Source organism: Ornithinimicrobium sufpigmenti (genome assembly GCF_004322775.1).
GTDB classification, from domain to species: domain Bacteria; phylum Actinomycetota; class Actinomycetes; order Actinomycetales; family Dermatophilaceae; genus Ornithinicoccus; species Ornithinicoccus sufpigmenti.
Genome location: NZ_CP036403.1, coordinates 1,717,306 through 1,742,667, shown reverse-complemented (window position 1 = coordinate 1,742,667; position 25,362 = coordinate 1,717,306). Strand labels below are relative to the sequence as shown.

The window sequence follows — 25,362 nt, the reverse complement described above, 5'->3', positions numbered from 1 at the left end:
GGCGGCCCCGGACCATCAGGGCCTCGCGCGGCTGCCACATACCGACAACAACGTCCGGAACGGACACGAAAGGAGCATCATGACTCAGGAGAACTTCTCCCTCGGTCAGAACATCGAGCACTTCACCATCGCCGACACCGCCCAGGAGAGCCCCGACTACCGCAGGGTTCTGTGGACCGGTGAGCACGCCCAGATCGTCATCATGACCATCCCACCGGGTGAGGAGATCGGTGCCGAGGTGCACGAGCACGGTGACCAGATCCTGACCTTCATCAGCGGGACCGGGCACGCGGACCTCGCCGGTCACACCCACCCCGTCGAGGCGGGTGACCAGTGCGCCGTCCCGGCGGGAGCGGAGCACAACTTCCGCAACACCGGCAAGGAGCCGCTGGTGCTCTACACCATCTACGCCCCGCCCGAGCACGCCCCGCAGGCTGCCTTCGCCACCAAGGAGGAGGCCGACCGGGCCCATGCGCAGGACCATGACGAGCCCCCCGCGCACTGAGCAACTCCAAGCGCCTCACCTCAAGATTCGCAGTAGGAGAGCAGAGATGTCGCGGGTGTACGTGTTCAACCAGTACGGCGGCCCCGAAGGTGGAAGCTGATCGAGCGCCCCGTCCCCGAACCGGGGCCGGGCCAGATCCTCGTCGAGGTCCGCGCCGCCGGGGTGAACCCGGTGGACTGGAAGATCCGCGAGGGCTACCTCAGGCGGGAGGCACCTGCCGGTCCCGATGGGCCGCGAGGTCGCCAGGCGGCGGCGTCGCGGTCGGACCGGGAGTCGAGGAGTATGCGGTGGGCGACGAGGTCCTGGGGCCGGTGGCGCCGGGGACAGTGCGGGTTCGCGGACCATGCCCTGCTGCGGGCCGACCAGGCCGTCGCCAAGCCGGAAGAGATCTCGTTCGCAGTCGCAGCCACAAATCCCAATGGCGGGGACCGGCATACGACCTCACCCACGAGATCGACCTCGAGACCGGTCAGACCATGCTCGCCCTATACTCCTCGTGCAGGTAGTCGGCGTAGGATCAGCGGCTGGCGCGGGCAGGAGGGACCGGTTGCCGAGTTCGAGTTCGTCGGCGCGGCGACGTCCGCCGAGGGCTACCGCCAGTGGCTCAATGCGGGCTTGACACCAGTAAGGAGCATCGGCTCCCCCCGGAGACGCCAGGGACGCCTCAGCTCAGTAAGCGCGTTGAACTTGATCTGGGGAGGGCATTCCCTACCCGCGCGCCGGCTTAGCGTGAGATGCCTATCAGGCCACCCCGGAGTAGGAGTGCAGACCGGTGATGAGTAGGTTGACGACGGTGTAGTTGAGGATGACGCACAGCATGCCGACGAGCGCGACGTAGGTGGCCTGTCGCTTGGTCCAGCCGCTGGTGGCTCGGGAGTGCAGGTATGCGGCGTAGACGACCCAGATGATGAAGGTCCAGATTTCCTTGGGGTCCCAGCCCCAGTAGCGACCCCAGGCCACCTCGGCCCAGATCGCGCCGGTGATGAGAGTGAAGGTCCAAAGCGGGAAGGCGAAGATGTGGACCCCATAGGTCATCGACTCCAACTTGTCGGCCTCGGGCAGGCCCGCCCGCCAGCCCCGCACGCTGCTTCTCTGCTCGGCCGAGTCGCGCAGCAGGAAGGCGACGCCGAGGGCGGCACCGATGATGAACAGCGCCACGGACAGCGTCGCGAGCGTGACGTGGATGGACAGCCACATCGTGTTGTCCAGGGCAGGCATGAGCTGGGAGGCCTCGGTGTACCAGATCTTGCCCGCGACGAGGACAACCATGACTGGCAGCACGACGAACGGACCCAGCCACAGCCGGTCTCGCTTCAGGCTCCACGTGGAGAAGAGAACCAGGGCGAAGGATGCGGCGACGATCGCGAACTCATACATGTTGCCCAGCGGCCAGCGCTGTACCGACAACCCACGTAGGACTGTGCCCCCGACGACCCCGAACGTAGCCAGCCAGGTCAGCTGCACCCCGATGACGCCCCAGCGGCGGGTGACGTCGGTGGGGTGGCTGACGGTCGGCGGCTGGACGGCGGCGGTGGTCGGCGTGGCCGGTTCGGCGGGCCCGGTCTCACGCCCGACGGCCGTTGTCACCTCCTCGGCTCCGGCGACACTCACGCGGGCCTTCTCGCGGGCCTTGAGGTCGGCGGGGTGGCCCCTGGCCGCTCCGGTGACAGCCAGGTGCGCCGAGAAGAAGATGAGGGCCAGCGCGAGCACGGCCAGGCTGGCCCAGATGGCGATGTCGCTGGCCAGGGCCAGCTGTGGGTCGGTCATACTGTGTCCTTGTCTCGACGGTGGGCTTCAGGGGCGTGGGTCTGGCCGCTTACGGTCGCGGTGGTCCGGACAAGTATGTCGTCGACGACGGCCTGCAGCCCGGGGTCGCTGCCCTTGGGCTGGCCGGCGACCCGCACGACAGTTTGCACCGACCCTGTGGTCGCCGTGGTCGGGTCGATCCGTACGTAGATCCGGCGCCGTTTGATGCCGAGCATCAGGGCCAACCCGAGGACGCAGGCGATCGCGAACCCCAGTGCCGGCATCCGGCCCGGGTCGTGCCGCACCAGTAGCCCGGCCCAGCGGATCACCCCGTCGAACTCCACGGTGGTGCCGTCGGGTAGCTCGAAGTACTCGCCCGGGCGGATCAGCATCGCGACGGGGTTGTTCTCCTCATCGGTGAGCTGGGTCATCTGGTCGGTGTCGATGCTGAAGACCGACTGCGGGCGTCCCTCGGGGAACAGGTCTCCCTCGAAGACGGTCAGTGCCAGCGCCGGGTCGACCAGACCGGGGAAGGAGGAGGTCATGCCCAGCTCGGGGTCTAGCCGCAGGGTCGGTAGGAAGCCACCGACCAGGCCCAGGCCGGGGTCGCGGCCGGTGACCTTGATGGCGCCCTCGCTGGCGTAGTTGTTGTCTTGCGGCAGGAAGGTGACAGCGTCGGAGTAGAGGACTTCTCCGTCGGGGTCGCGGACGGTCACGATGGGGGCGTAGCCGTTGCCGAGCAGGAAGATGGAGTCCCCGGCTACGGAGATCGGGTGGTTGACCGCGAACTCCTGCTGCTCCGGTTCTCGGCCGGGGACCTCGACGGTGGCCAACCCGTCGAACCTGCGGGGTTGCCCGAACTGGGCACCCTCGCTCTGGCTCTCGAAGGCCACATCGAGCTGGTTGAGCCCCACGGTGAAGGAGGGGATGTCGCCCTCATCGGCCAGCGGACTGAAGTTGAGGGTGTCGAAGGCGCCGGCACCGGCCGTCCACGACTGCCCCTCCTTGATGATGATCTCCCCGCGCCAGCCGAACAGGTTACCGCTGGCGAAGGCGACGATCACGCCCAGCAGGGCCATGTGGAAGAGCAGGTTACCGGTCTCCTTCAGGTACCCCTTCTCTGCGGATACCCACAGATCACCGTCCTCGGCGTCGCGCAGCCGGTAGCCCTTCGCCTTCAGCGCAGCCCGGGCCGCGGCCAGGGCCTCGGGGCCGTCGGCGGTGAGGGTTCCGTCGGCGCTGGCGGGCAACCGGTTAAGACGCTGTGGCGCCGGCGGCGGCTGGGCCCGGATCGACTGCCAGTGTTGGCGCATCCGCGGGATGATGCAACCGACCAGGCTGACCACCAGCAGCAGATAGATGGAGGCGAACCACGGGGAGGAGAAGACGTCGAAGAGGAAGAACCGGTCCAGCCAGGGCGCCACGTCGGGGTTGTTCTCAAAGAAGGTGCGCACCTGCACCGGGTCGACCGAGCGCTGCGGGAAGATCGAGCCGGGAAACGCCGCCACGGCTAGCAGGAGCAGCAGGTAGATGGCGGTGCGCATACTCGTCAGTTGCCGCCAGGCCCACCGTGCCCAGCCGAGCGCGCCGAGCCGGGGACCACCCAAGGTGGTGCGGTCCTTGGGGTAGGGCGGCTCGATCCGCTGCGGGGTCTGCGTGCTGCCCATGTCAGATCACCGTCCTGAAGTTGCTGGTCAGCCGGGTCTGGACCCATGCCATCGCTTCGGCCCATACGCCGGCCACCATGAGCAGGCCGAGGAGGACCAACAGCCCACCGCCGACCCGCTGCACGAACCGGTGGTGGTCACGCAGCCAGGAGGACCCGCGGCTGACCCACCCCATGCCGGCGGCGACCAGCACGAACGGCAGCCCCAGACCGAGGCAGTAGGCGATCGCGAGCACGACCGCCCGGCCGACCGCACCATCGCCGGGCAGGATCGAGGTGCCGAGGGTCTGGATCGCAGCAAGGGCGGGCCCGGTGCACGCGGAGAAACCGAGCCCGAAGACCACCCCAAGCAGCGGGGCACCGGGCAGCCCTGCCATTGGGCGCCACCGCACCGACACCGACGCTGTCGGCTGCAGCACCATCACCGCTCCCAGGGCAAGCACAATCGCACCACCGAGCCGCAGCAGCAGGCCCTGATGCTGCGCCAGGGCCACCCCCAGGGAGGAGATGACCACGCTCATCGTGATGAAGACGACCGAGAAACCCACCACGAACAGCGCCGCCCCCACCATCGGGCGCCACCGCCCCGGCGCGGCAGCGCTCGACATGGGCGACGTCATCCCCGAGAGGTAACCGAGATACCCCGGCACCAACGGCAGCACGCAGGGCGAAGCGAACGAGACCAGACCAGCCAGCGTCGCGATCGCCGCAGCCAGCAGCAGCGGCCCGCTGAGGACGACCTCACTCACCGGGCGGACCCACTCTCCAGCACGTCGTCGACCAGGCCGCGCAGCGTCGAGGCGTCCACCTGGCCGCTGACGCGGGCCGCCACCCGACCCTGCCCGTCCAGCACGATCGTCGACGGGGTCGCCACCGCCAGCCCACCGAGCTGGGCACGGGTGCGCCCGCCGTCGTCCTGCAACGACGGATAGGAGACGCCGTAAGCCTGCTGGAACGCGAGAGCGCTCGGTACCGAGTCACGGCTGTTGACGCCGATGAACCGCACCGGCTCACCTGCTTCGCGCAGGTCCGAGGCGACCTGCTCCAGGGCGGGCGCCTCCTCGATGCACGGGCCGCACCAGGAACCCCACACGTTGACCACCACGACCTCGCCCCGGTGATCCGCCGAGGACCACGGCTCACCCTCCAACGTGGTGCCCTCCAGCGTGATCACGGTCTCGCGCTGCTCGGGCATCAAGGCCTGGATGGTGCCGTCACCGGCGACATACCCCTTCTGGTCGCCCTGGCGCATCTGCTCGTTGATGCTCGACCCCTCCCCGCTGCAACCAGTCAGGGCCAGTGCCGCCGCGGCAAGAAGGGCTACGAGGCGCGGGCGGGCCACCGGACGACCTCACCGTCGGGCACGTCGCGACATGTGCCCGATGGCGCGCCACCGGCATCAACGTCCCGGCGAGAGGTGGCGGCAGGACGGTGCCGGTGCCGTCGGCGAGGGAGGTCATCGCGCCGTGGTCGGACCCGCGGATGGCCGAGGATCAGCCACGCCGAAGTCCAGGCGGTGGACGTCCGGTCCACGACCCTCCGAGTGCGGCAGGACGCCACCAGGCGGCGGCCGCGAACACGGCAGCCACCGGCATGCCCGACGTCGAGCAGCGTGCCGATCTGTGGGCTCCGGCTCTCTGGATCGTCTATCCCCTCGGTCGACCGCGGGTCGCCTACGCTGCTCACTTTCTCTCACCTCTCAGGCCGCGGGTTGTCGCTGCGCGGATTGGCCCTCCGACGCCTGGCCACCGGTGTCACCCTACCTCCCGTTGTCATCACGTACTGCCGCTACAATCGCGCAGTGACGATCCTAGGTGTTGCTGCTTGTCGGCGACTGGAGGGCTGGACCACGCGGTCGCCAGTGGGCCGCCCCGATAGCCTGGCCGCAGCCCGGGCGTCGGTCGTGATGGGGTGGACCGCGGGCCGGGCGCTGCGAGCGAGCGACGGGGGGCGGGGTGGGGGGCGGTCCAGGCAGGGAACATCTTGCACCCGCTCCCCGGCGCGCGACTGGTCCCGTCCCGGTCGGTGCGCGGCCCTTTGCCGGGCGCAGGCACCAGCACCCGAGCGACCCTACCGGGGCCTCCCGCTCGGGATGTTGCCCACGCAGCGTGACGGGCCCTCCCTAGTGCTACGTGCTGCGGGTCCTCGCCCCGGCAGCGGTGCGCGCGGCGGGCGGACCAACGCGCAGCCCCTATCTCCACCGGCCGCCGAACCGGCCCCTGTCTGGCAGCGGACCGGTGCCGCCGCATGACATCTACCCCGAGCAATCACGGCGCGCACATGGATGCACAGCTGCCGGCGCGCACGCCTGCCCGGACGCGCGCGGCCCTGTGTGTCGGTGCGGGCGCTGTGGCCGTGCTCGACCTGGGCGGGAAGGCGTGGGCTGAGCGGGCGTTGGCCACCCGGCGTCTCGAGGCCGGCCCGGTGGACCTGGTTCTCGGTTACAACCCCGGGGTGGCGTTCTCGCTGGGCGCTGACGCGCCAGCCGCGCTGGTGCTCACCGTCACCGGCCTGGTCATCGCCACCATCGCGGCCTTGGCCTGGCGGGCCGCGCCGACATGGACGCCGTGGCGGGTCATCGCCGTGGCGGCGGTTCTTGGCGGCGCGCTCGGAAACTTCATCGACCGGGCACTCGACGGTGTGGTCACCGACTACCTGCACACCGGGTGGTGGCCCACCTTCAACCTGGCTGACACCGCGATCGTCACCGGGGCTGTCCTGCTGGTGCTGCTCGAGCTGCGCCCACCACGGCACCCGGTCCGAACCGACACCCGTGGCTGACCCCTGACCAGGACCCGCCGCGCCTTGATCCACCGTCCCCTGACTCACCGCGCACGACCGGAAGACAGTCACCCCTGTGTTCACTTCTGTCCTGCAGGCTGTTGGGCTGTTCATGGCCACCAACATCGATGACATCATCGTGCTCTCCCTGTTCTTCGCCCGCGGGGCGGGTCAGCGCGGAACGACCAGGAAGATCGTCGTGGGTCAGTACCTGGGCTTCGGCGGCATACTCGTCGCCTCGTGCTCGTCGCGCTGGGCGCGGTGACCTTCCTGCCCGAGTCGGCGATCGCCTACTTCGGCCTCATCCCGCTGCTGCTCGGCCTGCTGGCAGCGTGGAAGGTCTGGCGCGACAGCGAGGACGGTGACGATGACCTCGGAGCGGACACGAAGATCAGCGCCCTGACGGTCGCCGGCGTCACCTTCACCAATGGCGGTGACAACATCGGGGTCTACGTCCCGGTCTACGTTACCGTCGGCACCGGGGCCATCATGGCCTACTGCGTGGTCTTCCTGGCCTTGGTTATGGTGCTTGTCATGCTGGCCAGGTTTGTCGCCACCCGCCGGCCGGTCGCCGAGGTGTTGGAACGCTGGGAGCACGTCCTGTTTCCCTCTGGTCTTGATCGGCCTGGGGTGGCGATCCTGCTCGAGGGCGGAGCCTTCGGCCTGTAAGCGCGCACGGTGCACCACCGACGCGCATCGGGCCCTTCCCAGGATCTCACCGTACTGTCTGCGCCAGCATTGGCAGCGCGAGACTCCGCCGGTCGGGACCTGCCAGTGTCAAACAGATGGTGTCAGCAAGTCAGTCAGTGAAGGAGTGCTCATGCGACGCAACGTGGTCGTTTCCGGCGTGCTGATCGCCGCCTTTGCCCTGGTGGTGGTCGTCGTCGCCCTCGCGACCCGCACCTCTCCTGGGGGCAACAACGAGGAGGCTGCTTCGACAAGTTCGGCGGTGTCGGTTGTGAGGAAGGACAGCCACGTGCTCTCGGATGCCGGTGAAGAGGCGCCGGTGCTGGTGGAGTTCCTCGACTTCGAGTGCGAGGCATGTGGGGCCGCGTACCCGTTCGTGGAGCAGGTGCGTGAGGAGTACGCCGGGGAGCTGACGTTCGTGGTGCGGTACTTCCCGATTCCTAGCCACGCCAACTCGATGAATGCGGCGGTGGCGGTCGAGGCTGCGGCGCAGCAGGGTCGGTTCGAGGAGATGTACGCGCGGATGTTCCAGACGCAGACCGAGTGGGGTGAGCAGCAGGAGTCCAAGGCGCCGCTGTTCCGTGAGTTCGCCGAGGATCTCGGGCTGGACATGGAGGCTTACGACGCGGCTGTCGCGGACCCGGCGGCCCAGCAGCGCGTGGAGCAGGACCGGCAGGACGGCATGGCACTGGGCGTGCAGGGTACCCCGACCTTTTTCCTGGACGGTGAGCTTCTGCGGCCGACCTCCGAGGACGACTTCCGGGCTCAGATCGATGCAGCTCTCAACGGCTGAGCCGGGTGAGCTCACCGCCCCGCCCCAGGAGCACGGCGGCCCGGTGGCACCGGCGGTCGGCTGGGTGCTGCTGGTGTGCGGCTGGGTCGGTCTGTCGGCCGCGTTCGTGCTGCTGGTGGAGAAGATCCGGCTGGTCGCCGATCCGGGCTACGTGCCTAGCTGCAGCATCAGCCCGCTGCTGAGCTGCGGGTCGGTGATGAGCACCGCCCAGGCGGAGGTGTTCGGGTTCCCTAACCCGATCCTGGGCGTGGCCGGCTTCGCCGCGCTGGTCACCGTCGCCGTCACGATCCTCAGCGGCGCCCGGCTGCCGTCCTGGTACTGGGTCGGCCTGACCGTGGGTACGGGGCTGGGGGCGGTGTTCGTGCACTGGCTCATCTTCCAGAGCGTCTACCGCATCGGCGCGCTGTGCCCGTACTGCATGGTGGTCTGGGTGGTCACCGTGGCCGCGTTCGTCGCGGTGCTGGCCCGGTGGTCCCGCGCAGGGGCGCTTCCGCGGTGGGTGGCGGATTATGCGACCAGCCTCGTGGTGGCCTGGGTGCTGGTCATCGCAGCCCTGATAGGCGTCCAGTTCTGGGAGTACTGGGTCACGCTTATCTGAGCTGAGTAGCCCGACGGATCCCCGAACCAGACCGTTGCCATGGTTTATCATCGGCTTATGACGATGACATCAACGAGTGGGCGCATACCGGACGATAGTTCACGGGGCGAGGGACTGGACGTGGCGGCGGCGCTGTTCCACGGTCTGTCGGACCCGTCGCGGTTGGCGATCCTGCAGCACCTGACGCTGGGGGAGCACAGGGTGCGGGACCTGACGGAGCACCTGGGGCTGGCGCAGTCCACGGTGAGCGCGCACCTGGCGTGCCTGCGGGACTGCGGCCTGGTGGTCTCGCGCCCGGAGGGTCGGGCCTCGATGTTCTCGCTGACCAGCGCCCCGGAGCTGCTGGGCGTGCTCGACGCGGCGGAGCGGTTGCTCGCGGCATCCGGGTATGCCGTCGCGTTGTGCCCGAACTATGGCGTGGGGACCGGGGGGAACCCGGCCCCCGAGCAGCTGCGCACCCACGCCGGGCAGGAGCCGGGGGCGTGAGCGGACCGAAGACGCCGCAGCGGGAGGTGGCGGTGGACGCGTGCGGGTGCGAGGTGGTCACGGGTCCGCCGGCTCGGGCAGGAGAGGTCGAGGAGCCGGCGACGAAGCTGTGGCAGGTGCGGGAGGTCCAGCTGGGGCTGCTCTCGGGTGCGCTGCTGCTGGCCGGGTTTCTTGCCGGGCTCGCGGGATGGGACACCGTCGGTCTCGTGCTCGCCGCGGCGGCGCTGCTCGTGGGTGGCTCCACGTTCGTGCCGGGCGCGTTGCGCCGCCTGGCGCGCGGCAAGCTCGGCGTGGGCCTGCTGATGACGATCGGCGCGGTCGGGGCGACCCTGCTGGGACAGGTCGAGGAGGCCGCGGCGCTGGCGTTCCTGTTCTCCCTGAGCGAAGGCCTGGAGGAGTACTCTCTGGCCCGCACCCGGCACGGTCTGCGGGCCCTGCTGGACCTGGTACCCAAGGAGGCGAGCGTCCTCCGCGGCGGTCAGGAACTCGCGGTGGACCCGGCGCAGCTGGTGCTCGGGGACGTGATGGTGGTGCGGCCCGGGCAGCGGCTGGCGACCGACGGGACCGTGCGGACCGGCCGAAGCACCCTGGACACCTCGGCCATCACCGGTGAGTCGATGCCGGTGGAGACCGGGCCGGGCCAGGACGTCTTCGCCGGGTCGATCAACGGCACCGGGGCACTGGAGGTGGAGGTCACCTCCACCGCCCAGGACAACTCCCTAGCGCGGATCGTGCACGTCGTGGAGGCCGAGCAGTCGCGCCGCGGCACCACCCAGCGTCTGGCCGACCGGATCGCCGGCCCGCTCGTACCGGGCATCCTGATCGCCGCGGCGTCGACCGCCGTTCTGGGCGCGCTGCTGGACGACCCGTCGGTCTGGGTGCACCGGGCCCTGGTCATGGTGGTCGCGGCCTCCCCGTGCGCGCTGGCGATCTCGGTGCCGGTCACCAGCGTCGCCTCGATCGGCGCCGCCAGCCGCCGCGGGATCCTCGTCAAGGGCGGCGCCGCGATGGAGGCCCTGGGCAAGGTCCGCACCGTCGCCCTGGACAAGACCGGCACCCTGACCCGCAACCAGCCAGTCGTGATCGACGTCGCCACCGCCCCCGGGACCGACCGTGAGCGGGTGCTGGCCTGGGCCGCGGCGCTGGAGGCGCGCAGCGAGCACCCGCTCGCTACTGCGATCCTGGCCGCCACCGGCCGGGTGCCCGCCGCGCAGGACGTCGAAGCCGTCGTCGGTGCGGGCCTGGTCGGCACCGTGGACGGGGCCCGGGTCCGGCTGGGAAAGCCCGACTGGGTCGACCCCGGTGCGCTGACCGGGCACGTGAGGGGTATGCAGCAGGCGGGCGCGACCGCGGTCGTGGTCGAGGTCGACGGCCACGTGGTCGGCGCGATCGCCGTCCGGGACGAGCTGCGGCCCGAGGCGGCCGAGGTCATCGCCCGCTTCCGCGACCGCGGCTACACCGTGGCCATGCTCACCGGCGACAACCACGCCACGGCCGCGGCGTTGGCCGCTGAGGCTGGGATCGAGCAGGTGCACGCCGACCTGCGCCCGGAGGACAAGTCGAAGGTCGTCACCGGACTGCGCGGCCACGGCGCGACGGCGATGGTCGGCGACGGCGTCAACGACGCGCCCGCGCTGGCCACCGCCGACGTCGGCGTCGCGATGGGTGCCATGGGCACCGACGTGGCGATCGAGACCGCCGACGTGGCCCTGATGGGCGATGACCTGCGGCTGCTGCCGTTCGCGTTCGACCACGCCCGCCGCACCCGGGCGATCATGCTGCAGAACGTCGTGCTGTCCCTGGTCCTGATCGCGGTCCTGATCCCGCTGGCCCTGCTCGGCGTGCTCGGCCTGGCGGCCGTGGTGCTGATCCACGAGCTGGCCGAGGTCCTGGTCATCGCCAACGGCGTCCGTGCCGGCCGCGCCAGGCACCTGGCCACCCCAGCGCACTCCCCGGCGGATCCCGTCCCACTGGAAGGAGCGACCGCATGAGCGCAGGTCACGACCACGGGTCGGCGGCCAGCCATCGGGGCCGGCTGGCGGTCGCCTTCGCGATCACCGTGACCATCCTGGTCGCCGAGGTGATCGGAGCGGTGTGGACCGGCTCCCTGGCCCTGCTGGTCGACGCCGGGCACATGCTGACCGACGCTGCCGGTCTGCTCATGGCCCTGGTCGCCGCGTCGCTGGCGCTGCGCCCGCCCACCCCGGCCCGGACCTGGGGGTTCCGCCGGGCCGAGGTCCTCGCCGCAGGCGCCCAGGCCACCGTGCTCCTGGGGGTCGGGGTCTACGCCTTCGTCGAAGGCGTCCGCCGGCTCTATGACCCCCCGGAGATCAGCTCCACCGGCGTACTGCTCTTCTTCGGCATCGTCGGCCTGGCCGGCAACATCGCCTCGATGCTCGCCCTCAGCTCTGGCCGGAACGCGAACCTGAACATGCGCGCCGCGTTCCTGGAGGTCGTTAACGACGCACTCGGGTCGGTGGCCGTTATCGTCAGCGCGGTGGTCATCGCGACCACCGGGTGGGTCCGCATCGACGCCATCGCCGGCATGCTCATCGCCGCTCTCATCGTGCCCCGGGCGATCACCATCCTGCGCCAGGCCGGGCACATCCTGCTGGAGTCGACCCCCAAGGGTCTGGACCTGGACGACGTGCGCGCACACCTGCTCACCGTCCCGCACGTGCAGGACGTGCACGATCTGCACGCCTCCACCATCGCCACCGGTCTGCCCGTGCTGACCGCCCACGTCGTCCTGGACGATGAGTGCTTTACCGACGGTCACGCCGCCGAGATGCTCGCCTCGCTCCAGGACTGCGTCGCGGCCCATTTCACCGTCAGCATCGAGCACTCCACCTTCCAGCTCCAACCACCGGGCCACGCCGAACGCGAGCATGCAGCCCACGCCTGAAGGCGTTCGCACTGGTCGTCGGCTTCCCGCAGCACGTCGACGTCGTCTAGGGCTGGCGGCAAGCCTGGCGTTGTCTCCCAGATCTAGAACGTACGGCGGATGCGGCAGAACCGAAGGGGATCATCAGACCGCCTGCGATGCGGCGCTGGGTTCGGCACACAGTGAGGCTCGGGCTGCAGGAGGGGCGCACAACCGTCGTGCCCTTGCAGACCTTAGGCCCCGTACCGAGGCGCGGACACGCAGACCACGCGGTTGTGCACCGTTACTCCGCAGTGGCGACGGCCGGCGTCTCGGGCTTCATCGGGTAGGTGCTGCAATCACCGTATCGATTCAGTCTCTGCTGTATGGTTCAGCGTGTGCTGACCATTGCTTCTCGTCTGGATGTGATGAACCGGTTGGGCCGGGCGCTGGCCGATCCCACCCGGTCACGACTTCTGCTGGTGCTGCTCGAGCAGCCGGCCTACCCGGCGGAGCTGGCGCGCGACCTGGGCCTGACGCGCTCCAACGTGTCCAACCATCTGACCTGCCTGCGCGACTGCGGCATCGTGGTCGCCGAGCCCGAAGGCCGCCGGACACGCTATGAGATCGCGGACCCGCACCTAGCGCGGGCGCTGACCGCGCTGATTGACGTCACCCTCGCAGTGGACGAGAACGCCCCGTGTCTCGATCTGGCCTGCTCGATCACCGGATGCTGCGCCACCGAGGCAGGCGCATGATCCTGTCCTGGGTCCTGCAGGCGATCGGCCTGTTCATCGCGACCAACATTGATGACATCATCGTGCTCTCGCTGTTCTTCGCCCGGGGCGCAGGACGGCCCGGGACCACGGCCCGGATCGTGCTGGGCCAGTACCTGGGGTTCGCCGGCATCCTCGGTGCGGCAGTGCTCGTCACCCTGGGCGCGGACGCGTTCCTGCCCCCGGCAGTCATCCCGTACTTCGGACTCATCCCGTTGGCCCTGGGTCTGTGGGCCGCATGGGAGGCCTGGCGCGGGAACGAGGACGATGATGACGCCGGGAAAGTCGCCGGCAAGAACGTCGCGGTGTGGACCGTCGCCGGGGTTACCTTCGCCAACGGCGGGGATAATATCGGCGTCTACGTCCCGGTCTTCCTCAGCGTGAGACCAGCGGCCGTGGTGGCTTACTGCATCGTCTTCCTCGTGCTGGTCGCGGTCCTGGTCGTGCTGGCGAAGTTCGTGGCCACCCGCCCCCCGATCGCGGAGGTCCTCGAACGGTGGGAGCACATCCTGTTCCCCATTGTCCTGATCGGGCTGGGCATCGCCATCCTGGTCGGTGGCGGAGCCTTTGGCTTCTGACAAGCACGCTATGGCAACGGTTGCGGTACGGATGCCCATGGACTTTCACGGCGCGTCAACCATTGGATCAGTTCCGCAGAATCGGCTCCGAGGCGACCAGGCGTGGAATGGCCTTGACGTAGATCACCATGCCGAGGAGCTCGACCATGGTTTGGGTGACGACGACGAGCGGAACCAGGCTCAGGGGCGCCGGCAGGGCCAGCGCCAGCGGGAGTACCACTAGGGAGTTGCGGGTGGCGCCACTGAAGATCACGGCCCTCGTGCTTCCCGAGTCGAGCCGCGCGACTCGTGCGCACGCCATCCCGAGGGGAACCATCACCACCAGAAAGGCGACGTAGAGAGGGACGACGGCCAACAGGGCGGTGACCTCTTGCCCAACTGCGTGGATCTGCGAGGCGATCACCACGGCCAGTGTCGCCATCATGAACGGGACCATCATCGCCTGCATAACGGTCATCACGGTCTTGCCGGCTGCCTGTTTGCGGGACAACCACTGGGTCAGAGCCGCCAAGGTGAGCGGGACGATGATGAGCCCGATGAGCGCTTCGAGGAAGGGGCCTGGCTCGATGGCCGAGACGAGCTCCGGCCCGACGAAGAGGAGCAGGTAGAAGGGCAGCAACAGCATCTGGGCCAGCATGAGCAGCGGCGCTGTCGCGAGCAGGCGCTCACTGGAGCCGCCGGCCAGCCCGGCGAAGACGATCACGTAGTCGATGCACGGGGTGCAGCACCAGCAGCACACCGACCAGAAGGGCCGGGCTGTCGGCCACGAACCGCGACAGGGCAAAGACCACGGCGGGAACGATGACGAAGTTGAGGACCAGGATCGTGGCCATGAAGCGCACATCGCGCACGGCCTGACCGATCGCCGAGAACGGGATCCCCAGGAACGTGGCGAACAGCAACAGCCCGAGCACGGGAGTGATGGCGTTCTCAAGAGGCGCGGCGGCAGCGGGCAGCGACCAGCCAAGGATCGCTCCACCTGCGATGGCGAGGAGATACAGGCCAATCTGGTGGCGCTCCATCGCTTGGATCAAGGGGGTCAACGGCACGGTGCCAGCGTAAAGAGGCCCGCACCGGCGACTCGTGCCTGGGTACGGGTCCACGCTCGGCGTGAGCGTTGTTCAGGCGCAGCAGCTGGTGGGGATGGTGGTCCGGAACAGGCCGGCCGCTATGCGGAGGGCTTCGCTCATCGTGAGGTAGGGCGCCCAGGTGTCTGCCAGGTCCTCGACGGTCAACCCGAACTTGATGGCGTACGTCGCGGCGAGCATGAGCTCTCCGGCGCCGTCAAGTGCGGCGTGCACACCCAGGACCTTGCGGGTCCGGGCGTCGATGACGAGCTTGAGCACCCCCCGAGTGTCCTGGTTGACCAGTGCGCGCGGAATGTCCTGCGCGCCCAGGATTCGGCAGTCGCAGTCGTGGCCAAGCTCAAGGGCGCGGGCTTCGGTCAGTCCGGCGCTGGCCACCTGCGGAGTGGTGAAGGTGACCCCCGGCAGGCCGCGGTAGTCCACCGTGGAGGGCTCACCCAGCGCACCGGCCGCGGCAACCCGGCCAGTCCTCGCGGCGACGTAAACGTACTGCGGGGCACCGCAGACATCCCCGGCGGCGTGCACGCGGTGGTTGGTCGTGCGCAGGTTCTCATCCACGAGGATGAATCCGCGTGCGTCGGTGCCGATCCCGGCGGCCTGCAGCCCAAGACCGCTGGTGCTGGCGCGGCGGCCGGTGGCGATCAGCAACCGCTGGCCATCGACTCGAACGCCGCTGTCGGTGGTGACGATGACCCCTCCGGCGTGAGGCGCCACTTCCCGCCCGTATTCCTCGAGCACCGTGATGCCCTCCTGCTGGAAAGCGGTGCGGAGCACGTCAGCGACCTCGGGTTCGGCGTAGGGGGCGACTCGGCCCACGAGGGTGACGTCGACGCCCAGGTGTGCCCACAGCTGGGCCTGTTCCAAGCCGACGTACCCACCGCCGAGCACGACCATGGAGGTGGGCAGGTCCTGTTGCTCCATGGCGGTGGTCGAGGTCAGGTAGTCAACCTCACCGATACCAGGCAGGTCGGGGACATGCGGGGTTGCTCCGGTCGCGATGACGTACGCCCCCGCGTGCAACGTCCGGTCCCCGACCTGGAGGCTCTGCTCGTCGAGGAACTGCGCGTGCCCGTACATGATCGGAAACCCGTGGGCCTCGGCGACGTCGGCGTACTTCGTCTGGCGCAGATGCTCGATGAGTTCCTGCTTCTGGGTCATCAGCTCGCCCACCACCGCGCCTTCAGCGCTGGTGGGCACGCCACGAAACCGGCTGGCCAAGGCGCGGTGTCGCTGACCGGCGGCGGCCAACAGGTTCTTGCTCGGGATGCAGCCCACGTTCAAGCAGGTGCCGCCGAGTGGACCATGCTCGATGAGCAGCACACTCCTGCCACGGGAGCGCGCCTCGATCCCGGCGGCCATGGCCGCACCTCCGGTGCCGATCACGATCAGGTCGTACTCCATGGCCTACCTCTCTCTCGGTGACACCCCGCTCGCTTCGACCGTAAGCCTTCCAGCGCACTGGGAGGTCAAGGGCGTACGGTCAAGACATGCGAATCGGAGAGCTGGCCGCGGACACCGGTGTGAGCCCCAAGACCATTCGGTTCTACGAGACGGCCGGCGTACTGCCCGCGCCCGACCGGACAGCATCGGGCTACCGGGCGTATGACACCAGTGCGGTCGACCGTCTCGCGTTCGTCAAGGCAGCCCAGGCCGCCGGCCTGACCCTCGCTCAGATCCGCGATATCATCTCAGCGCGCGAGGCCAGCGGAGCACCCTGCCAGCACGTCGCTGCCATACTGGAGAGCCACGCCACCGCCCTCCAAGCACGCATCACAGCCCTCAGTGACCTGCTCGAGCATGTGCACCGGCTCAGCCAACGCGCGATCACACTGGATCCCGGCCAGTGCCTCCCCCAGCACGTCTGCCATGCCATCCCGACCAGCCAGCTGACCGACCGCGCCTCCAGCAGCAGCTGAATGAGCCGCCCCGGGATGTCCGGAGACTCGGTTGTATGTCTCACCCAGCCTGGGCGGGGTGCCCATCGATCGGGAAGTAGCGCACCACGAACGTCAGCTCCCCGGCGTACTCCTGCCGCACCTGCTCCACCAGCGGGTAGGCCGCCAGGCACGCCTCGCACTCGAAGTCCAGGAACTCCACCAGCACCGGCGCCCCCTCACCGGCATCGTCGACGACATGGCCGTCCTCGCGCACCACCGGAACCGACCCGGCACCCGCCGCGTCCGCACCACCGGACCCGGCGGAGGAGCCGGTGAGGAGAACAGCGATGCCGACCACCGCCGCGAAGACGGCGATCAACACGCCAGAGACGACCACGTTGCGCACAAGACACTCCCAAGGACAGACACCGACCGACGGTCATGGTCAAGGGCGGCACCGGAGCAACCGACGACCCGCCAGCCGCGGACCTTACCCGCTCAGGCTGATAAGCCTCTGATCAGAGCCAGGCCCAGTCAAGGTGCCGGCCGGCCACGGCCAGCTCAGCCCGATCAAGCTTTCGGGCCGGTGGGCACCACCCAGATCGCGCGGACCTCCTCCGCCGCCAGCGCCGCCCGGCGCCGACCCGGCTGGGCCGCGCGCACGACGCCACCGGTCCCCGCGCGCAGGTGCGCACCCGGGACGATGCCCCTTTCCCGCATCCGGACCAGTACTCCCGGATCGCTGTCGGAGACGCGGACGACGACGTACTCGCCCTGCTCCACCTCGGCCAGCGGAGCCGCCCCGGCGGGCCGGTGCACCTCTCCCGTGGCGCTCGGGATGGGGTCTCCGTGCGGGTCGACCTCGGGATGGCCGAGCTGCTCGGAGATCCGCTCGATCATGGTGTCGGAGACCGCATGCTCGAGCTGCTCCGCTTCCTCGTGCACCTCCTCCCAGCGGTAACCGAGGCACCGGACCAGAAAGGCCTCCAGGAGCCGGTGACGGCGAACCATCTCGACCGCATACCGCTCCCCCACAGAGGTCAGCACCACCGGCCTGTACGGCGTGTAGTCCACCAGCCCCTGAGCAGCCAGTCGCTTGAGGGTGTCGGTCACGTTGGGCGCCGTGGTCCGCATGCGCCGCGCGAGGCCGGTCGTCGTGATCGGCGCATCTGCCCATTCGGTCGCCGACCAGATGACCTTCAGATAATCCTGGGCCACCGGGGTGATCTCGCTCAGCTGCATGGCACGAGGCTAGTCACGGTCCCCCGGATCAGCCGGACCCGGTCGCGGTCAGCACGAGCAACGCGAGGTTGAGCGCCACGATCAGGACGACCACGACCCAGGCGGCCCAGCTCAGCGCCGCACGGTTGACGAACGCCCCCATCACGGCCCGGTCGCCGGTCAGCCGGACCAGCGGGACCAACGCGAACGGGATACCCAGGCTCAGCAGCACCTGGGATAGCACCAGCGCCCAGGTCGGGTCGACACCGGCGGTGATGATCACCAGTGCCGGGATCAGGGTGATGAGTCGACGGGTGAAGACGCTGAGCCGCACGCGCATCAGTCCACCCATGATCGCCGCGCCGGCGTAGCAGCCCACCGACGTGGACGCCAGCCCGGAGGCCAGCAGCCCGATGCCGAACGCGATGCCCACCCCCGGCCCCAGCGCCGAGACGATCGCCTCGTGGGCCCCCTCGATGGTGTCCGTGCCCGGCACCCCGGCCAGGTTGCCCGCAGCCAGCAGCAGCATCGCGATGTTGACCGACCCCGCCACCAGCAACGAGAGCAGCACGTCCCACCGGGTGGCGACCAGCAGCTGCGGCAGAGCCGCCCGCGGCGGTGGATGGCCGTGCCGGTCCCGCGCCAGAGCCGAATGGGCGTAGATCGCATGGGGCATCACGGTGGCCCCCAGCATGCTGGCGGCCAGCAGCACCGTCTGGCTGCCCTCGAACCTGGGCGCCACGCCTGCGGCCGCTTCGCCCCAGTCGACCGGACCGAAGAACAGGCCGGTCACGAACCCGACCGTGATGACCGCCAGCAGCCCGGTCACGACGAACTCGAAGTGCCGCGGGCCCCGGTACGTCTGCACGGCCAGCAGCAGCATCGAGACGACCCCCACGATCACCCCTCCCACCAGCAGCGGTATACCGAACAGGATGTGCAGCGCGATCGCCCCGCCGATCACCTCCGCCAGGTCGGTCGCTGCAGCGACCAGCTCGGCCTGGGCCCAGAACGCCAGCCGGCGACCGCGCGGAAGCCGCTCGCCCAGCATCTCCGGCAAGCTCGACCCTGTGACCAGACCCAGCTTCGCTGACAGGTACTGGACCAGCACCGCCATGACGTTCGCGGCCACCAGCACCCACACCAGCAGGTAGCCGTACTGCGCGCCCGCCGTGAGGTTGGCCGCCACGTTCCCGGGGTCCACGTACGCCACGGCCGCCACGAACGCCGGCCCCAACAACCACGGCAGCGGCTGACGACCGACCCAGCCCGCGTCTCCCCCGCCCACCCGGCGACTGGTCCCGGCCGCGTCGACCTCGGCCCTATGATCCACGAAAAGTTAAGTTACCTGAAACTTCGTCCTCAAGGTGGGAGGGCGTAGCCCAGCAGACCTCGCCAACACAGCAGTCACGGTTCGACTCCCGCCCGTTAGCCATACATGGCCACCGGGCCCCACCGCCGGAGCGCTTGCGGGCTGCTTGGACGCACTCATCTGCCGCCGGTCGCGCGGGCGGCCGTGCCGATGTGCGCGCGTGGGGATCCGCGAGCCTGCTTTTCCGAAGGGCCTACCTGAGCAGGGGTGCATGGACTCTGGAACTTCGGTGGTGGGGTGTTCAGGCGGCGCGGATGAGTTCGGGGCGGATTCTTGGGTTGGCGGCGAGCGATGTGGCCCAGGCGACGAGGAGGCTGCCGAATCCTGCGGCTGCGATCATCGGCCACATGAAGTCGGGGGCGATGCGCAGACGCTCGTCCTCGCCGACCAGCAGCAAGTAGCTGTCGCCCGCGAGCCAGCCGAGCCCAAGCGCCAGACCAGCGCCGAGCAGGATCGGCACGGCAACCTCGAGCCAGTGGCTCAACGTGAGGGTGCGGGCTGGGACACCGAGCAGCTGGAGCCGCACCACTTCGCGGCGACGCTCGAGGGCACGGTCCAGCGCACCGACCGCGCAGCTGGTCAGGCCGAGGACGAGGACGAGCGCGCCGACCAGACGGACCGTGTCGATCGTCCGCTGGATCCGATCCATCTCGCCCATGTCCCAGAAGCTCGACACCTGCAGGTCGGCGGCCCTCATCGCCTCCACGAGGTCGCGGCGGGGGTCGGAGGTCACGTGGACCTCGGCATACCCGCCGGCTGCCAACCCTTCCTGCACGCCGGGGAGTCCCGCGGGGACGAGGATGGGTCCGTTGAGCCGGTCTGAGGCGTCGACCGGCAGTTGGACCACGTCGGCGCGGGCAAGCGGCACCTGGGCCAGCGGCGACCCGGTGGGAAACCCGTCGGCATCCTCACGGTGCAGGCTGATCGTCAGCGCGTCCGGCTGCCCGGGCATGTCGAAGGGCTGATCGATCCAGGCTGCTCGGTTGTCGCGGCAGCCGGTGGTGCCGGGCGCCAGCTGCTGCACCGCCTCACAGGAGGCGACGTTGACCTGGAGGAAGTCGCACAGCGGCGAGCTACTGTCGCAAGAGGCAGTCATAACGTGCGTGACCACCGTGTCCCGGACCCCGGGCACCGTCCTGGCCCTGGCAGCGATCTTCTCTGCGGTAGAACCGGCTGGGACGTGCAGTGTTGTGCTGGCCTCTACGGTCGCGTGGTGGCGGGGTATGGCGTATTGGGGCACGTCTTGGAGTGTCACGACGACCCCTTGGGCGCCGGTGGCGAGGAACAGCGCGACCAGCAGGGCTGACAGCACCCGGGTTTGGGCCCCTGGCTGGGCTTGCAGTCGACGTCCGGCGACGGTGCTGACCGGCCCGCCTCGATGCACCAGCCAGGCGGCCAGGTAGCGCACCACCACGGGCAGGACCAGGATGATGCCCAGGGCCAGCACGGCGATCCCACCGAGGACGAGTTCGTTCCGCATGCCGGGCTGCAGGTCGGTAGGCCTCGGACTGCGTCGGGCCATGACCAGCATGCCCACCCCGGCGAGCAGGGGCACGACCCGCCACCAGCCGGGCCGCGTTCCGCCAGCTCCTCGCGCAGTAGTGAGCGCCCGTCGCCCCCGCGTGCTGGTGGACGTGGCTATGACGGCCACGAGGACGGGTACCACGAACAGGGAGATGAGCACTTCGAGCCAGCCCGGACCGAGGTCGGTCAGCTGATATCGCCGCCCACCGATCCCGGAGACCGCCAGGAGAGGCCGACCCAGCCACGTAAGGGGCAGGCCGGCAAGCCACCCGGCGAGGGCGAGAACACCACTCTCTCCTAGGTTGACCAGCCTGGTCTGTCCGGGTGTGAGACCGAGCAGGCGCAGCCTGCTGTTGCGCTGCTCGCGCAGGGCGGCACTGAGCCTGGCCACGGTGGCGACCAGCACCACGACAGGAAGGAGGATGGCCAGCACGGCACCAGCCAGCCACCACGGTCCGGCGCCGTCGTTAGCAATGGGGCCCGGGGGCGCCAGTCGGACGGCGCGGCCGATCATGAGCACGGCCAGGGTTAGTACCGTGCCTAGTGCAGCCGCCCCGGCCAGGGCGGCCGCACGTAGGCGTGCGTGCCCCGACGTGCGCAGCGCCAGGCGCCACCCCAGGGCGAAGGCTTCCTGCGACCGGCTCACCGGGTCCCCGCGGTGGTGAGTACTCGACCGTCAGTGATCGTCACGTGCCGATCCAAGTATGCCGCCACCCGGTGGTCATGGGTCACGACCAACAAGGTGGAGCCCAGGTCGTGCGAGGTCTCAACCAGCGCGGCCATGACGGCGTCGGCCGCGACCGTGTCAAGCGACCCGGTCGGCTCGTCTGCCAGCACCAATTGGGGGCGAGGGGCAAGGGCCCTGGCCACCGCGCCCCGCTGAGCCTGACCGCCGGAGACCTCACCGGCCCGACGTCCCGCGACCTCGGCCACGCCCAGACGGTCGAGCATCTCCGCGGCCTCGGTCCGGGCCTCCTGCCGTGAGCGTCCGAGCAGCTGCAGGGGCAGCATGACGTTCTCCTCCAGGGTCAGCTCGGAGACCAACTCACCCAACTGGAAGATTAGGCCGAGGTGCTCCAGCCGGAAGCGTGCCCGCGCCGACTCCCCCATCGAGGCCACGTCGGTGCCCAGCACCTGCAGCGTCCCCGCATCCGGAACTAAGATCCCGGCCGCGCAGTGGAGCAGTGTCGACTTCCCCGAACCTGACGGCCCCATCAGAGCAACGCTCTCCCCAAGCCCGATCTCCAGGTCGACCCCCCGTAGCGCTGGAGTCTGTCCGTAGGCAAGCTCCAGGCCGCGGGCCTCTACCGCCGCGCTCACGCGCCACCACCTAGCACCGCACGGGCAGCATCCAGCCGCTGGCCGGACTCCTCGATCCAGCGTAAGTCGGCGTCCAGGTGAGCCAGTTCGTAGGTCAGGGCCAACACCCGGGCAGCGTCAGCATTAGTCAGTTGGGCAGTCAGCTCACGCATCCGCGCCAGGTGGCTGTGCCGTTGCGACTCCAGGACCGCCACCGCGTTCCTGCCCGACATGAGCGCGACAGACACCCGCGCGAACAGCGTCGAGGTCGAGAAGACCCCGGGGGCCTGGGGTTCTCGCACCCACTCGTCGACAACCCCGACCCCGTCGGGCGTGATCCGGTAACGCTTCCGGTCCGGACCAGCACCGGTCTCTATGTCGAGCACCTCGGCCCAGCCTTGCCGCTCGAATCGCCCCAACGAGGAGTAGACCTGACCGAAGGCCACCGGCTTCTCGTACCCGAAACGCTCGTCGTAGTCGTGCTTGAGGGTGTAGCCGTAGGCCGGACCCTGCTCCAGGAGCCCAAGAAGGGCGTGTGAGGCGCTCATGAGACTTGACTATACACACGCTATATACCTGAGGTGTATAGCGACGCGTGCGGCTTGGATCAGACCACGAACCGCGAGGCAAGGCATACGCCATCCCGTCACCTGGCACCCTGGGGAAAACGCACTGTCATGCCGCAGGGCGTCACCTGACCTCCGGCCTGAAGTCTCCAGGTTGCGCCTGGGTAGCGTTGTCAGGGTGGCGTGTCTGCGCGCGTTTGGGTCGCGCCCCCGCTTTTGACGACGGATGCGATGGTGAAGACGAACGCGAGGAGCCACGCGGGCATGAGGAGGAGCACGATCAGGTCCGACCCTGACCCGCCGAGGGTGGAGCCGGGTTCTTCCAGTTCGGCGAGCCGGACATAGAGAAGGTGAGCGCCGGAGGTGACCGTGCTGAAGACGAGGAGCGGAGGGGCCCACGCGAATCGGCTCACCCGTGTTGCTGCACTCAGCGCCAGCGCCAGCGCACCGCCCAGGACGAGACTGGCCGCTACGGCGCGCGAGCCCTCCCACCTGTCGGCGATGAACCAGATGATCCCTGCCGCGGTGATCGCCGTGTAGATAAGCTCCGACCTCATAGCCTCTTCCCTCAGTCTGGTTCACCCTCCCACGGCAAGCTTGCCATCCACTGCATCTCAGATGCTGGTCACCGCTCATGCCGCTGGTTGTGCGAGCGTCAGTAGACCCATGCGACGCGTCGGTCGGCGGCCCAGAGAGCAAGCTGGATGAGGTCTTGCTCCAAGGCCGTCGCCAGCTGACCGCGGGCGTAGCGCACCCTAGAGAGGGGGACCTCGTGTCGCTGGTGACGGCCTCGGTGTCTGCCCACGAGGACTAGTGTCTCGCCTGTGGAGTCGGCATCGACCTCCCCATGGGCCATGGCGTTCCGCATGCGAGATATCAACCGAAGGCCAGGTACGCAGAACGGCAAGTGCGCCTCTGCGGGCAAGTGAGTGCTCGGGTGCGTCGTCGACGCGAGAACCGTCTCAAGCAGGCTCAGCTTCACGTCCGCGGGAACACGGCCGAAGACGTCAGTCTCTAGCCGTTCGATCGCCTCGGGGCTTCGACCGTGGACCAGTGCAAGAGTCCGATCCACGTGCAGTTCGAGGGACGCGGCGACACCGATCAACTCATGGCATAGGGCTTGCCAGGCGCGGGTCCGGCCACGATCGCTGGTTACATCCCAGGTGCCCATGCGGGGACGATAGTGGACGGGAGGCCGCGGCCATTCGGCAGTGCATGGGCCTAACTGCGAGAGAATGGCGCGATCTCGGGGTGAGCCCCGAGATCCCTCTGGAAGTGACCACCCCCAGCGCGGCGACAACCAACACTGGGCAAGGGGTCAGTGGGGGCACTCGGGCCAGCCATAGCGATCACTGGAGGTGGCCCGATAAAGCTGATGCCTTTGGACCCGCGTCTGAGTACGCACATGCCGCTCGCGAGTGTGGTTGCGTCAGTCCGGCAGGGGGCCGTCTCCGAAGATCTCGTCCCGTACGCGTCGAGACTCTTCCGTGCTCAGCCAGACGACGTGATACTTGACCCCTACGTACTCGAAGCATCCGCTGAGCCAGTCAGCAGAGTCCTTCTCAAGTTCGGCCCGGTCTGAGACCCAGTCAGTGAACTGACCACCGACCAACAACATGTAGCCGTGAATAACCTCGTAGGGCGCTGACCAAGCTCGCCACCACAGGTGGCCCCTCACCTGCTCGAAGTACGTCTCCGCCTCTAGGTAGAGACGTGCGAACTCCACTCCGCCATCTTCAAGCACGAGCCCTGCGCGATTACGGAACGGGTCAATACGCGCATCACCCGCCTCTACGAGCGGTGGCTTCCAAGGCATGACGCGATCCTCTCAGAACGGCCGTCGCCTGCGCCTCGCCCGTCACTGCGCGGTGCACGCTCATGCCGCCCACGAGCTTGGTGTCACGCTATCGCCGCTCTTGGACGGCAGGCACGATGGCCCGGTCCTCTCGTGGTCGGTAAGGAGGCTCGAGCCGGTGGTGTTCACCGTCGACACCTCGCACGGCGTGGCCAGCGCCGCCAACCCGGGGCTGCTGGACCTGGGCGGCCCGGTGACGGTCACCGCCGACCAGGCGATCGTCGTCTCCGACGGTTGCTCGGTGGAGACCTACACCGACGCCACCCTTTCGGCTGGTCTGCTGCAGTCCGGGATGGGCCTGCCGACCCGGGAGCGGGGCAGCGATTGCCAGCCGAGAGCGGCGATCCAGCCAGGCGACCTCCTGCTGAACCTGCCCGATGTCTCCATCTCCAGCGACAACGCCCGCGCGGCCTCGCTACCGACACTGGCCTGGGCCGACGGGCAGCTCGCCGTCACCGGCACCGTGGTGGAGGAACTCGTCATTCCCTCCGCCGGCCTTCCGAAGGAAACCGGGCTGACCGCCTTGACCCTTGCCAGCGTTCCACCCGAGCAGCTCGAGGACCTATCCGTCGTCAACCCGCAGGCCAGCCTGGTGCCGGGCACCGCTGAACTGGTACGAGGCACCTGGTATCTCCTCGATCAACGCGGCGTCACTCCTGCACTGGACGGGCCCGTTCTGCAGTACGACGGCACCACGTGGACGGTGGACCTCTGCCGCCAGGAGTTGCACGCCCCGGGTGACCTTGCTGACGGAAACGTCAGGATCACCGGCGCATGGAGCACCGAGGAAATCCACTCAACGGCAGGCACCGAAGACACGAAGACCGAGCAGAACTGCCCCAACCTCCCCTGGCAAGAGCCATCCGCCTGGCAGAACCTCTTGGACAGCGGCCCGCGCATACTCGTCCAGCACGAAAGCCAGGAACGGCCGGCCGCCATGACGCTCGAAGGCGGAATCACGACTCCCTAGAACTGAACCCCGCCAGTCGCGGGTCGGAGGGAGAGAACGCTATACGCGAGGGCGCTCATAACCAGCGCCATATCAGACGCCTCCCCAACGGCCCAACTACAGTGCCGACAACGA

Annotated in this window: 25 protein-coding genes and 2 pseudogenes; 12 read left to right on the top strand and 15 right to left on the bottom strand. The window is 68.9% G+C overall.

Features of this window, described 5'->3' with window-relative positions:
- Positions 1–79 precede the first annotated feature (79 nt).
- Positions 80–505 carry a cupin domain-containing protein gene (locus tag ESZ52_RS07970; protein WP_131104462.1) on the top strand — a complete coding sequence of 142 codons (426 nt, stop codon included), beginning with the start codon at positions 80–82 and terminating at the stop codon, positions 503–505.
- Between the two features lie 741 nt (positions 506–1,246).
- Here the strand turns inward: ESZ52_RS07970 and ccsB are convergent.
- Genes ccsB through ESZ52_RS07950 form a run of 4 tightly spaced genes read right to left on the bottom strand, consistent with a single transcriptional unit; the run spans position 1,247 to position 5,259 of the window.
- On the bottom strand, positions 1,247–2,272 hold the full coding sequence (gene ccsB / locus ESZ52_RS07965; RefSeq protein WP_131104461.1) for a c-type cytochrome biogenesis protein CcsB: 1,026 nt from the start codon (positions 2,270–2,272) through the stop codon (positions 1,247–1,249).
- On the bottom strand, positions 2,269–3,918 hold the full coding sequence (resB, locus tag ESZ52_RS07960) for a cytochrome c biogenesis protein ResB (RefSeq protein WP_131104460.1): 1,650 nt from the start codon (positions 3,916–3,918) through the stop codon (positions 2,269–2,271). The genes ccsB and resB overlap by 4 nt, the downstream gene beginning before the upstream one ends.
- 1 nt (position 3,919) lies before the next feature.
- Positions 3,920–4,666 carry a cytochrome c biogenesis CcdA family protein gene (locus ESZ52_RS07955; protein ID WP_131104459.1) on the bottom strand — a complete coding sequence of 249 codons (747 nt, stop codon included), beginning with the start codon at positions 4,664–4,666 and terminating at the stop codon, positions 3,920–3,922.
- Positions 4,663–5,259 carry a TlpA family protein disulfide reductase gene (locus ESZ52_RS07950; RefSeq protein WP_131104458.1) on the bottom strand — a complete coding sequence of 199 codons (597 nt, stop codon included), beginning with the start codon at positions 5,257–5,259 and terminating at the stop codon, positions 4,663–4,665. Before ESZ52_RS07950 ends, ESZ52_RS07955 begins: the two co-directional genes overlap by 4 nt.
- Positions 5,260–6,197: 938 nt before the next feature.
- On the opposite strand from ESZ52_RS07950, the gene ESZ52_RS07945 reads away from it, so the two are divergent.
- From ESZ52_RS07945 to ESZ52_RS07905, 9 genes and pseudogenes are all read left to right on the top strand, one after another.
- The gene (locus tag ESZ52_RS07945; protein ID WP_131104457.1) at positions 6,198–6,698 is read left to right on the top strand and encodes a signal peptidase II; all 501 of its coding nucleotides are present in this window, start codon (positions 6,198–6,200) and stop codon (positions 6,696–6,698) included.
- 112 nt (positions 6,699–6,810) lie between these two features.
- A pseudogene (locus ESZ52_RS07940) lies at positions 6,811–7,367 on the top strand (cadmium resistance transporter).
- Between the two features lie 151 nt (positions 7,368–7,518).
- Positions 7,519–8,178, top strand: a complete 660-nt coding sequence (locus tag ESZ52_RS07935) for a DsbA family protein (RefSeq protein WP_131104456.1) — start codon at positions 7,519–7,521, stop codon at positions 8,176–8,178.
- Entirely contained in the window at positions 8,159–8,776 is a 618-nt protein-coding gene (locus tag ESZ52_RS07930) for a vitamin K epoxide reductase family protein (protein WP_131104455.1), read from the top strand. Before ESZ52_RS07935 ends, ESZ52_RS07930 begins: the two co-directional genes overlap by 20 nt.
- Before the next feature lie 57 nt (positions 8,777–8,833).
- Positions 8,834–9,262, top strand: coding sequence for an ArsR/SmtB family transcription factor (locus tag ESZ52_RS07925; protein ID WP_131104454.1), 429 nt, complete (start codon positions 8,834–8,836; stop codon positions 9,260–9,262).
- Positions 9,259–11,253, top strand: coding sequence for a heavy metal translocating P-type ATPase (locus ESZ52_RS07920; RefSeq protein ID WP_131104453.1), 1,995 nt, complete (start codon positions 9,259–9,261; stop codon positions 11,251–11,253). The genes ESZ52_RS07925 and ESZ52_RS07920 overlap by 4 nt, the downstream gene beginning before the upstream one ends.
- A complete protein-coding gene (locus ESZ52_RS07915) occupies positions 11,250–12,167 on the top strand; it encodes a cation diffusion facilitator family transporter (protein WP_131104452.1) in 918 nt (305 codons plus the stop codon). Before ESZ52_RS07920 ends, ESZ52_RS07915 begins: the two co-directional genes overlap by 4 nt.
- Before the next feature lie 356 nt (positions 12,168–12,523).
- Entirely contained in the window at positions 12,524–12,883 is a 360-nt protein-coding gene (cmtR, locus tag ESZ52_RS07910) for a Cd(II)/Pb(II)-sensing metalloregulatory transcriptional regulator CmtR (RefSeq protein ID WP_131104451.1), read from the top strand.
- Complete coding sequence (locus ESZ52_RS07905) at positions 12,880–13,479, top strand: cadmium resistance transporter (protein WP_131104450.1); 600 nt, start codon at positions 12,880–12,882, stop codon at positions 13,477–13,479. Before cmtR ends, ESZ52_RS07905 begins: the two co-directional genes overlap by 4 nt.
- 67 nt (positions 13,480–13,546) lie before the next feature.
- Here the strand turns inward: ESZ52_RS07905 and ESZ52_RS07900 are convergent.
- Together ESZ52_RS07900 and merA are read right to left on the bottom strand one after the other, a co-directional pair.
- A pseudogene (locus tag ESZ52_RS07900) lies at positions 13,547–14,501 on the bottom strand (arsenic resistance protein).
- Positions 14,502–14,600: 99 nt separating this feature from the next.
- Positions 14,601–15,965, bottom strand: a complete 1,365-nt coding sequence (gene merA, locus ESZ52_RS07895; RefSeq protein WP_131104449.1) for a mercury(II) reductase — start codon at positions 15,963–15,965, stop codon at positions 14,601–14,603.
- Between the two features lie 86 nt (positions 15,966–16,051).
- On the opposite strand from merA, the gene ESZ52_RS07890 reads away from it, so the two are divergent.
- Positions 16,052–16,480 (top strand): heavy metal-responsive transcriptional regulator, encoded by a 429-nt coding sequence (locus tag ESZ52_RS07890; protein WP_131104448.1) that lies wholly within the window; start codon positions 16,052–16,054, stop codon positions 16,478–16,480.
- A 40-nt stretch (positions 16,481–16,520) separates the two neighbouring features.
- Here ESZ52_RS07890 and ESZ52_RS07885 read toward each other — a convergent pair whose 3' ends face one another.
- The 9 genes from ESZ52_RS07885 to ESZ52_RS07845 form a co-directional block, all read right to left on the bottom strand.
- Positions 16,521–16,823 carry a DsbA family protein gene (locus tag ESZ52_RS07885; RefSeq protein WP_238154406.1) on the bottom strand — a complete coding sequence of 101 codons (303 nt, stop codon included), beginning with the start codon at positions 16,821–16,823 and terminating at the stop codon, positions 16,521–16,523.
- Positions 16,824–17,011: 188 nt separating this feature from the next.
- Positions 17,012–17,683, bottom strand: a complete 672-nt coding sequence (locus tag ESZ52_RS07880; RefSeq protein WP_131104447.1) for a metal-dependent transcriptional regulator — start codon at positions 17,681–17,683, stop codon at positions 17,012–17,014.
- 28 nt (positions 17,684–17,711) lie between these two features.
- Positions 17,712–18,950, bottom strand: coding sequence for an Nramp family divalent metal transporter (locus tag ESZ52_RS07875; RefSeq protein ID WP_131106510.1), 1,239 nt, complete (start codon positions 18,948–18,950; stop codon positions 17,712–17,714).
- Positions 18,951–19,275: 325 nt separating this feature from the next.
- Positions 19,276–21,204 carry an FtsX-like permease family protein gene (locus tag ESZ52_RS07870; RefSeq protein WP_131104446.1) on the bottom strand — a complete coding sequence of 643 codons (1,929 nt, stop codon included), beginning with the start codon at positions 21,202–21,204 and terminating at the stop codon, positions 19,276–19,278.
- Positions 21,201–21,878: an ABC transporter ATP-binding protein gene (locus ESZ52_RS07865; protein WP_131104445.1), complete on the bottom strand. Its 678-nt coding sequence runs from the start codon at positions 21,876–21,878 to the stop codon at positions 21,201–21,203. Before ESZ52_RS07865 ends, ESZ52_RS07870 begins: the two co-directional genes overlap by 4 nt.
- Complete coding sequence (locus tag ESZ52_RS07860; protein WP_131104444.1) at positions 21,875–22,405, bottom strand: PadR family transcriptional regulator; 531 nt, start codon at positions 22,403–22,405, stop codon at positions 21,875–21,877. Before ESZ52_RS07860 ends, ESZ52_RS07865 begins: the two co-directional genes overlap by 4 nt.
- A 191-nt stretch (positions 22,406–22,596) precedes the next feature.
- Entirely contained in the window at positions 22,597–22,980 is a 384-nt protein-coding gene (locus ESZ52_RS07855; protein ID WP_131104443.1) for a hypothetical protein, read from the bottom strand.
- A gap of 98 nt (positions 22,981–23,078) precedes the next feature.
- Complete coding sequence (locus ESZ52_RS07850; RefSeq protein ID WP_131104442.1) at positions 23,079–23,594, bottom strand: hypothetical protein; 516 nt, start codon at positions 23,592–23,594, stop codon at positions 23,079–23,081.
- Positions 23,595–23,852: 258 nt separating this feature from the next.
- Complete coding sequence (locus tag ESZ52_RS07845) at positions 23,853–24,239, bottom strand: hypothetical protein (RefSeq protein ID WP_131104441.1); 387 nt, start codon at positions 24,237–24,239, stop codon at positions 23,853–23,855.
- A gap of 157 nt (positions 24,240–24,396) precedes the next feature.
- Here ESZ52_RS07845 and ESZ52_RS07840 point away from each other — a divergent pair, with 157 nt between their 5' ends.
- A complete protein-coding gene (locus tag ESZ52_RS07840; RefSeq protein WP_131104440.1) occupies positions 24,397–25,248 on the top strand; it encodes a hypothetical protein in 852 nt (283 codons plus the stop codon).
- Positions 25,249–25,362: the final 114 nt, after the last annotated feature.

Bases quoted from the DNA above. Each gene is read 5' to 3' on its own strand.
- ESZ52_RS07925 (WP_131104454.1), top strand. From the start codon at position 8,834: ATGACGATGACATCAACGAGTGGGCGCATACCGGACGATAGTTCACGG.
- ccsB (WP_131104461.1), bottom strand. From the start codon at position 2,272: ATGACCGACCCACAGCTGGCCCTGGCCAGCGACATCGCCATCTGGGCC.
- resB (WP_131104460.1), bottom strand. From the start codon at position 3,918: ATGGGCAGCACGCAGACCCCGCAGCGGATCGAGCCGCCCTACCCCAAG.
- ESZ52_RS07890 (WP_131104448.1), top strand. From the start codon at position 16,052: ATGCGAATCGGAGAGCTGGCCGCGGACACCGGTGTGAGCCCCAAGACC.
- ESZ52_RS07930 (WP_131104455.1), top strand. From the start codon at position 8,159: ATGCAGCTCTCAACGGCTGAGCCGGGTGAGCTCACCGCCCCGCCCCAG.
- ESZ52_RS07935 (WP_131104456.1), top strand. From the start codon at position 7,519: ATGCGACGCAACGTGGTCGTTTCCGGCGTGCTGATCGCCGCCTTTGCC.
- ESZ52_RS07915 (WP_131104452.1), top strand. From the start codon at position 11,250: ATGAGCGCAGGTCACGACCACGGGTCGGCGGCCAGCCATCGGGGCCGG.
- ESZ52_RS07880 (WP_131104447.1), bottom strand. From the start codon at position 17,683: ATGCAGCTGAGCGAGATCACCCCGGTGGCCCAGGATTATCTGAAGGTC.
- merA (WP_131104449.1), bottom strand. From the start codon at position 15,965: ATGGAGTACGACCTGATCGTGATCGGCACCGGAGGTGCGGCCATGGCC.
- ESZ52_RS07850 (WP_131104442.1), bottom strand. From the start codon at position 23,594: ATGGGCACCTGGGATGTAACCAGCGATCGTGGCCGGACCCGCGCCTGG.
- ESZ52_RS07860 (WP_131104444.1), bottom strand. From the start codon at position 22,405: ATGAGCGCCTCACACGCCCTTCTTGGGCTCCTGGAGCAGGGTCCGGCC.
- ESZ52_RS07845 (WP_131104441.1), bottom strand. From the start codon at position 24,239: ATGCCTTGGAAGCCACCGCTCGTAGAGGCGGGTGATGCGCGTATTGAC.
- ESZ52_RS07945 (WP_131104457.1), top strand. From the start codon at position 6,198: ATGGATGCACAGCTGCCGGCGCGCACGCCTGCCCGGACGCGCGCGGCC.
- ESZ52_RS07855 (WP_131104443.1), bottom strand. From the start codon at position 22,980: ATGAGGTCGGAGCTTATCTACACGGCGATCACCGCGGCAGGGATCATC.
- ESZ52_RS07970 (WP_131104462.1), top strand. From the start codon at position 80: ATGACTCAGGAGAACTTCTCCCTCGGTCAGAACATCGAGCACTTCACC.
- ESZ52_RS07905 (WP_131104450.1), top strand. From the start codon at position 12,880: ATGATCCTGTCCTGGGTCCTGCAGGCGATCGGCCTGTTCATCGCGACC.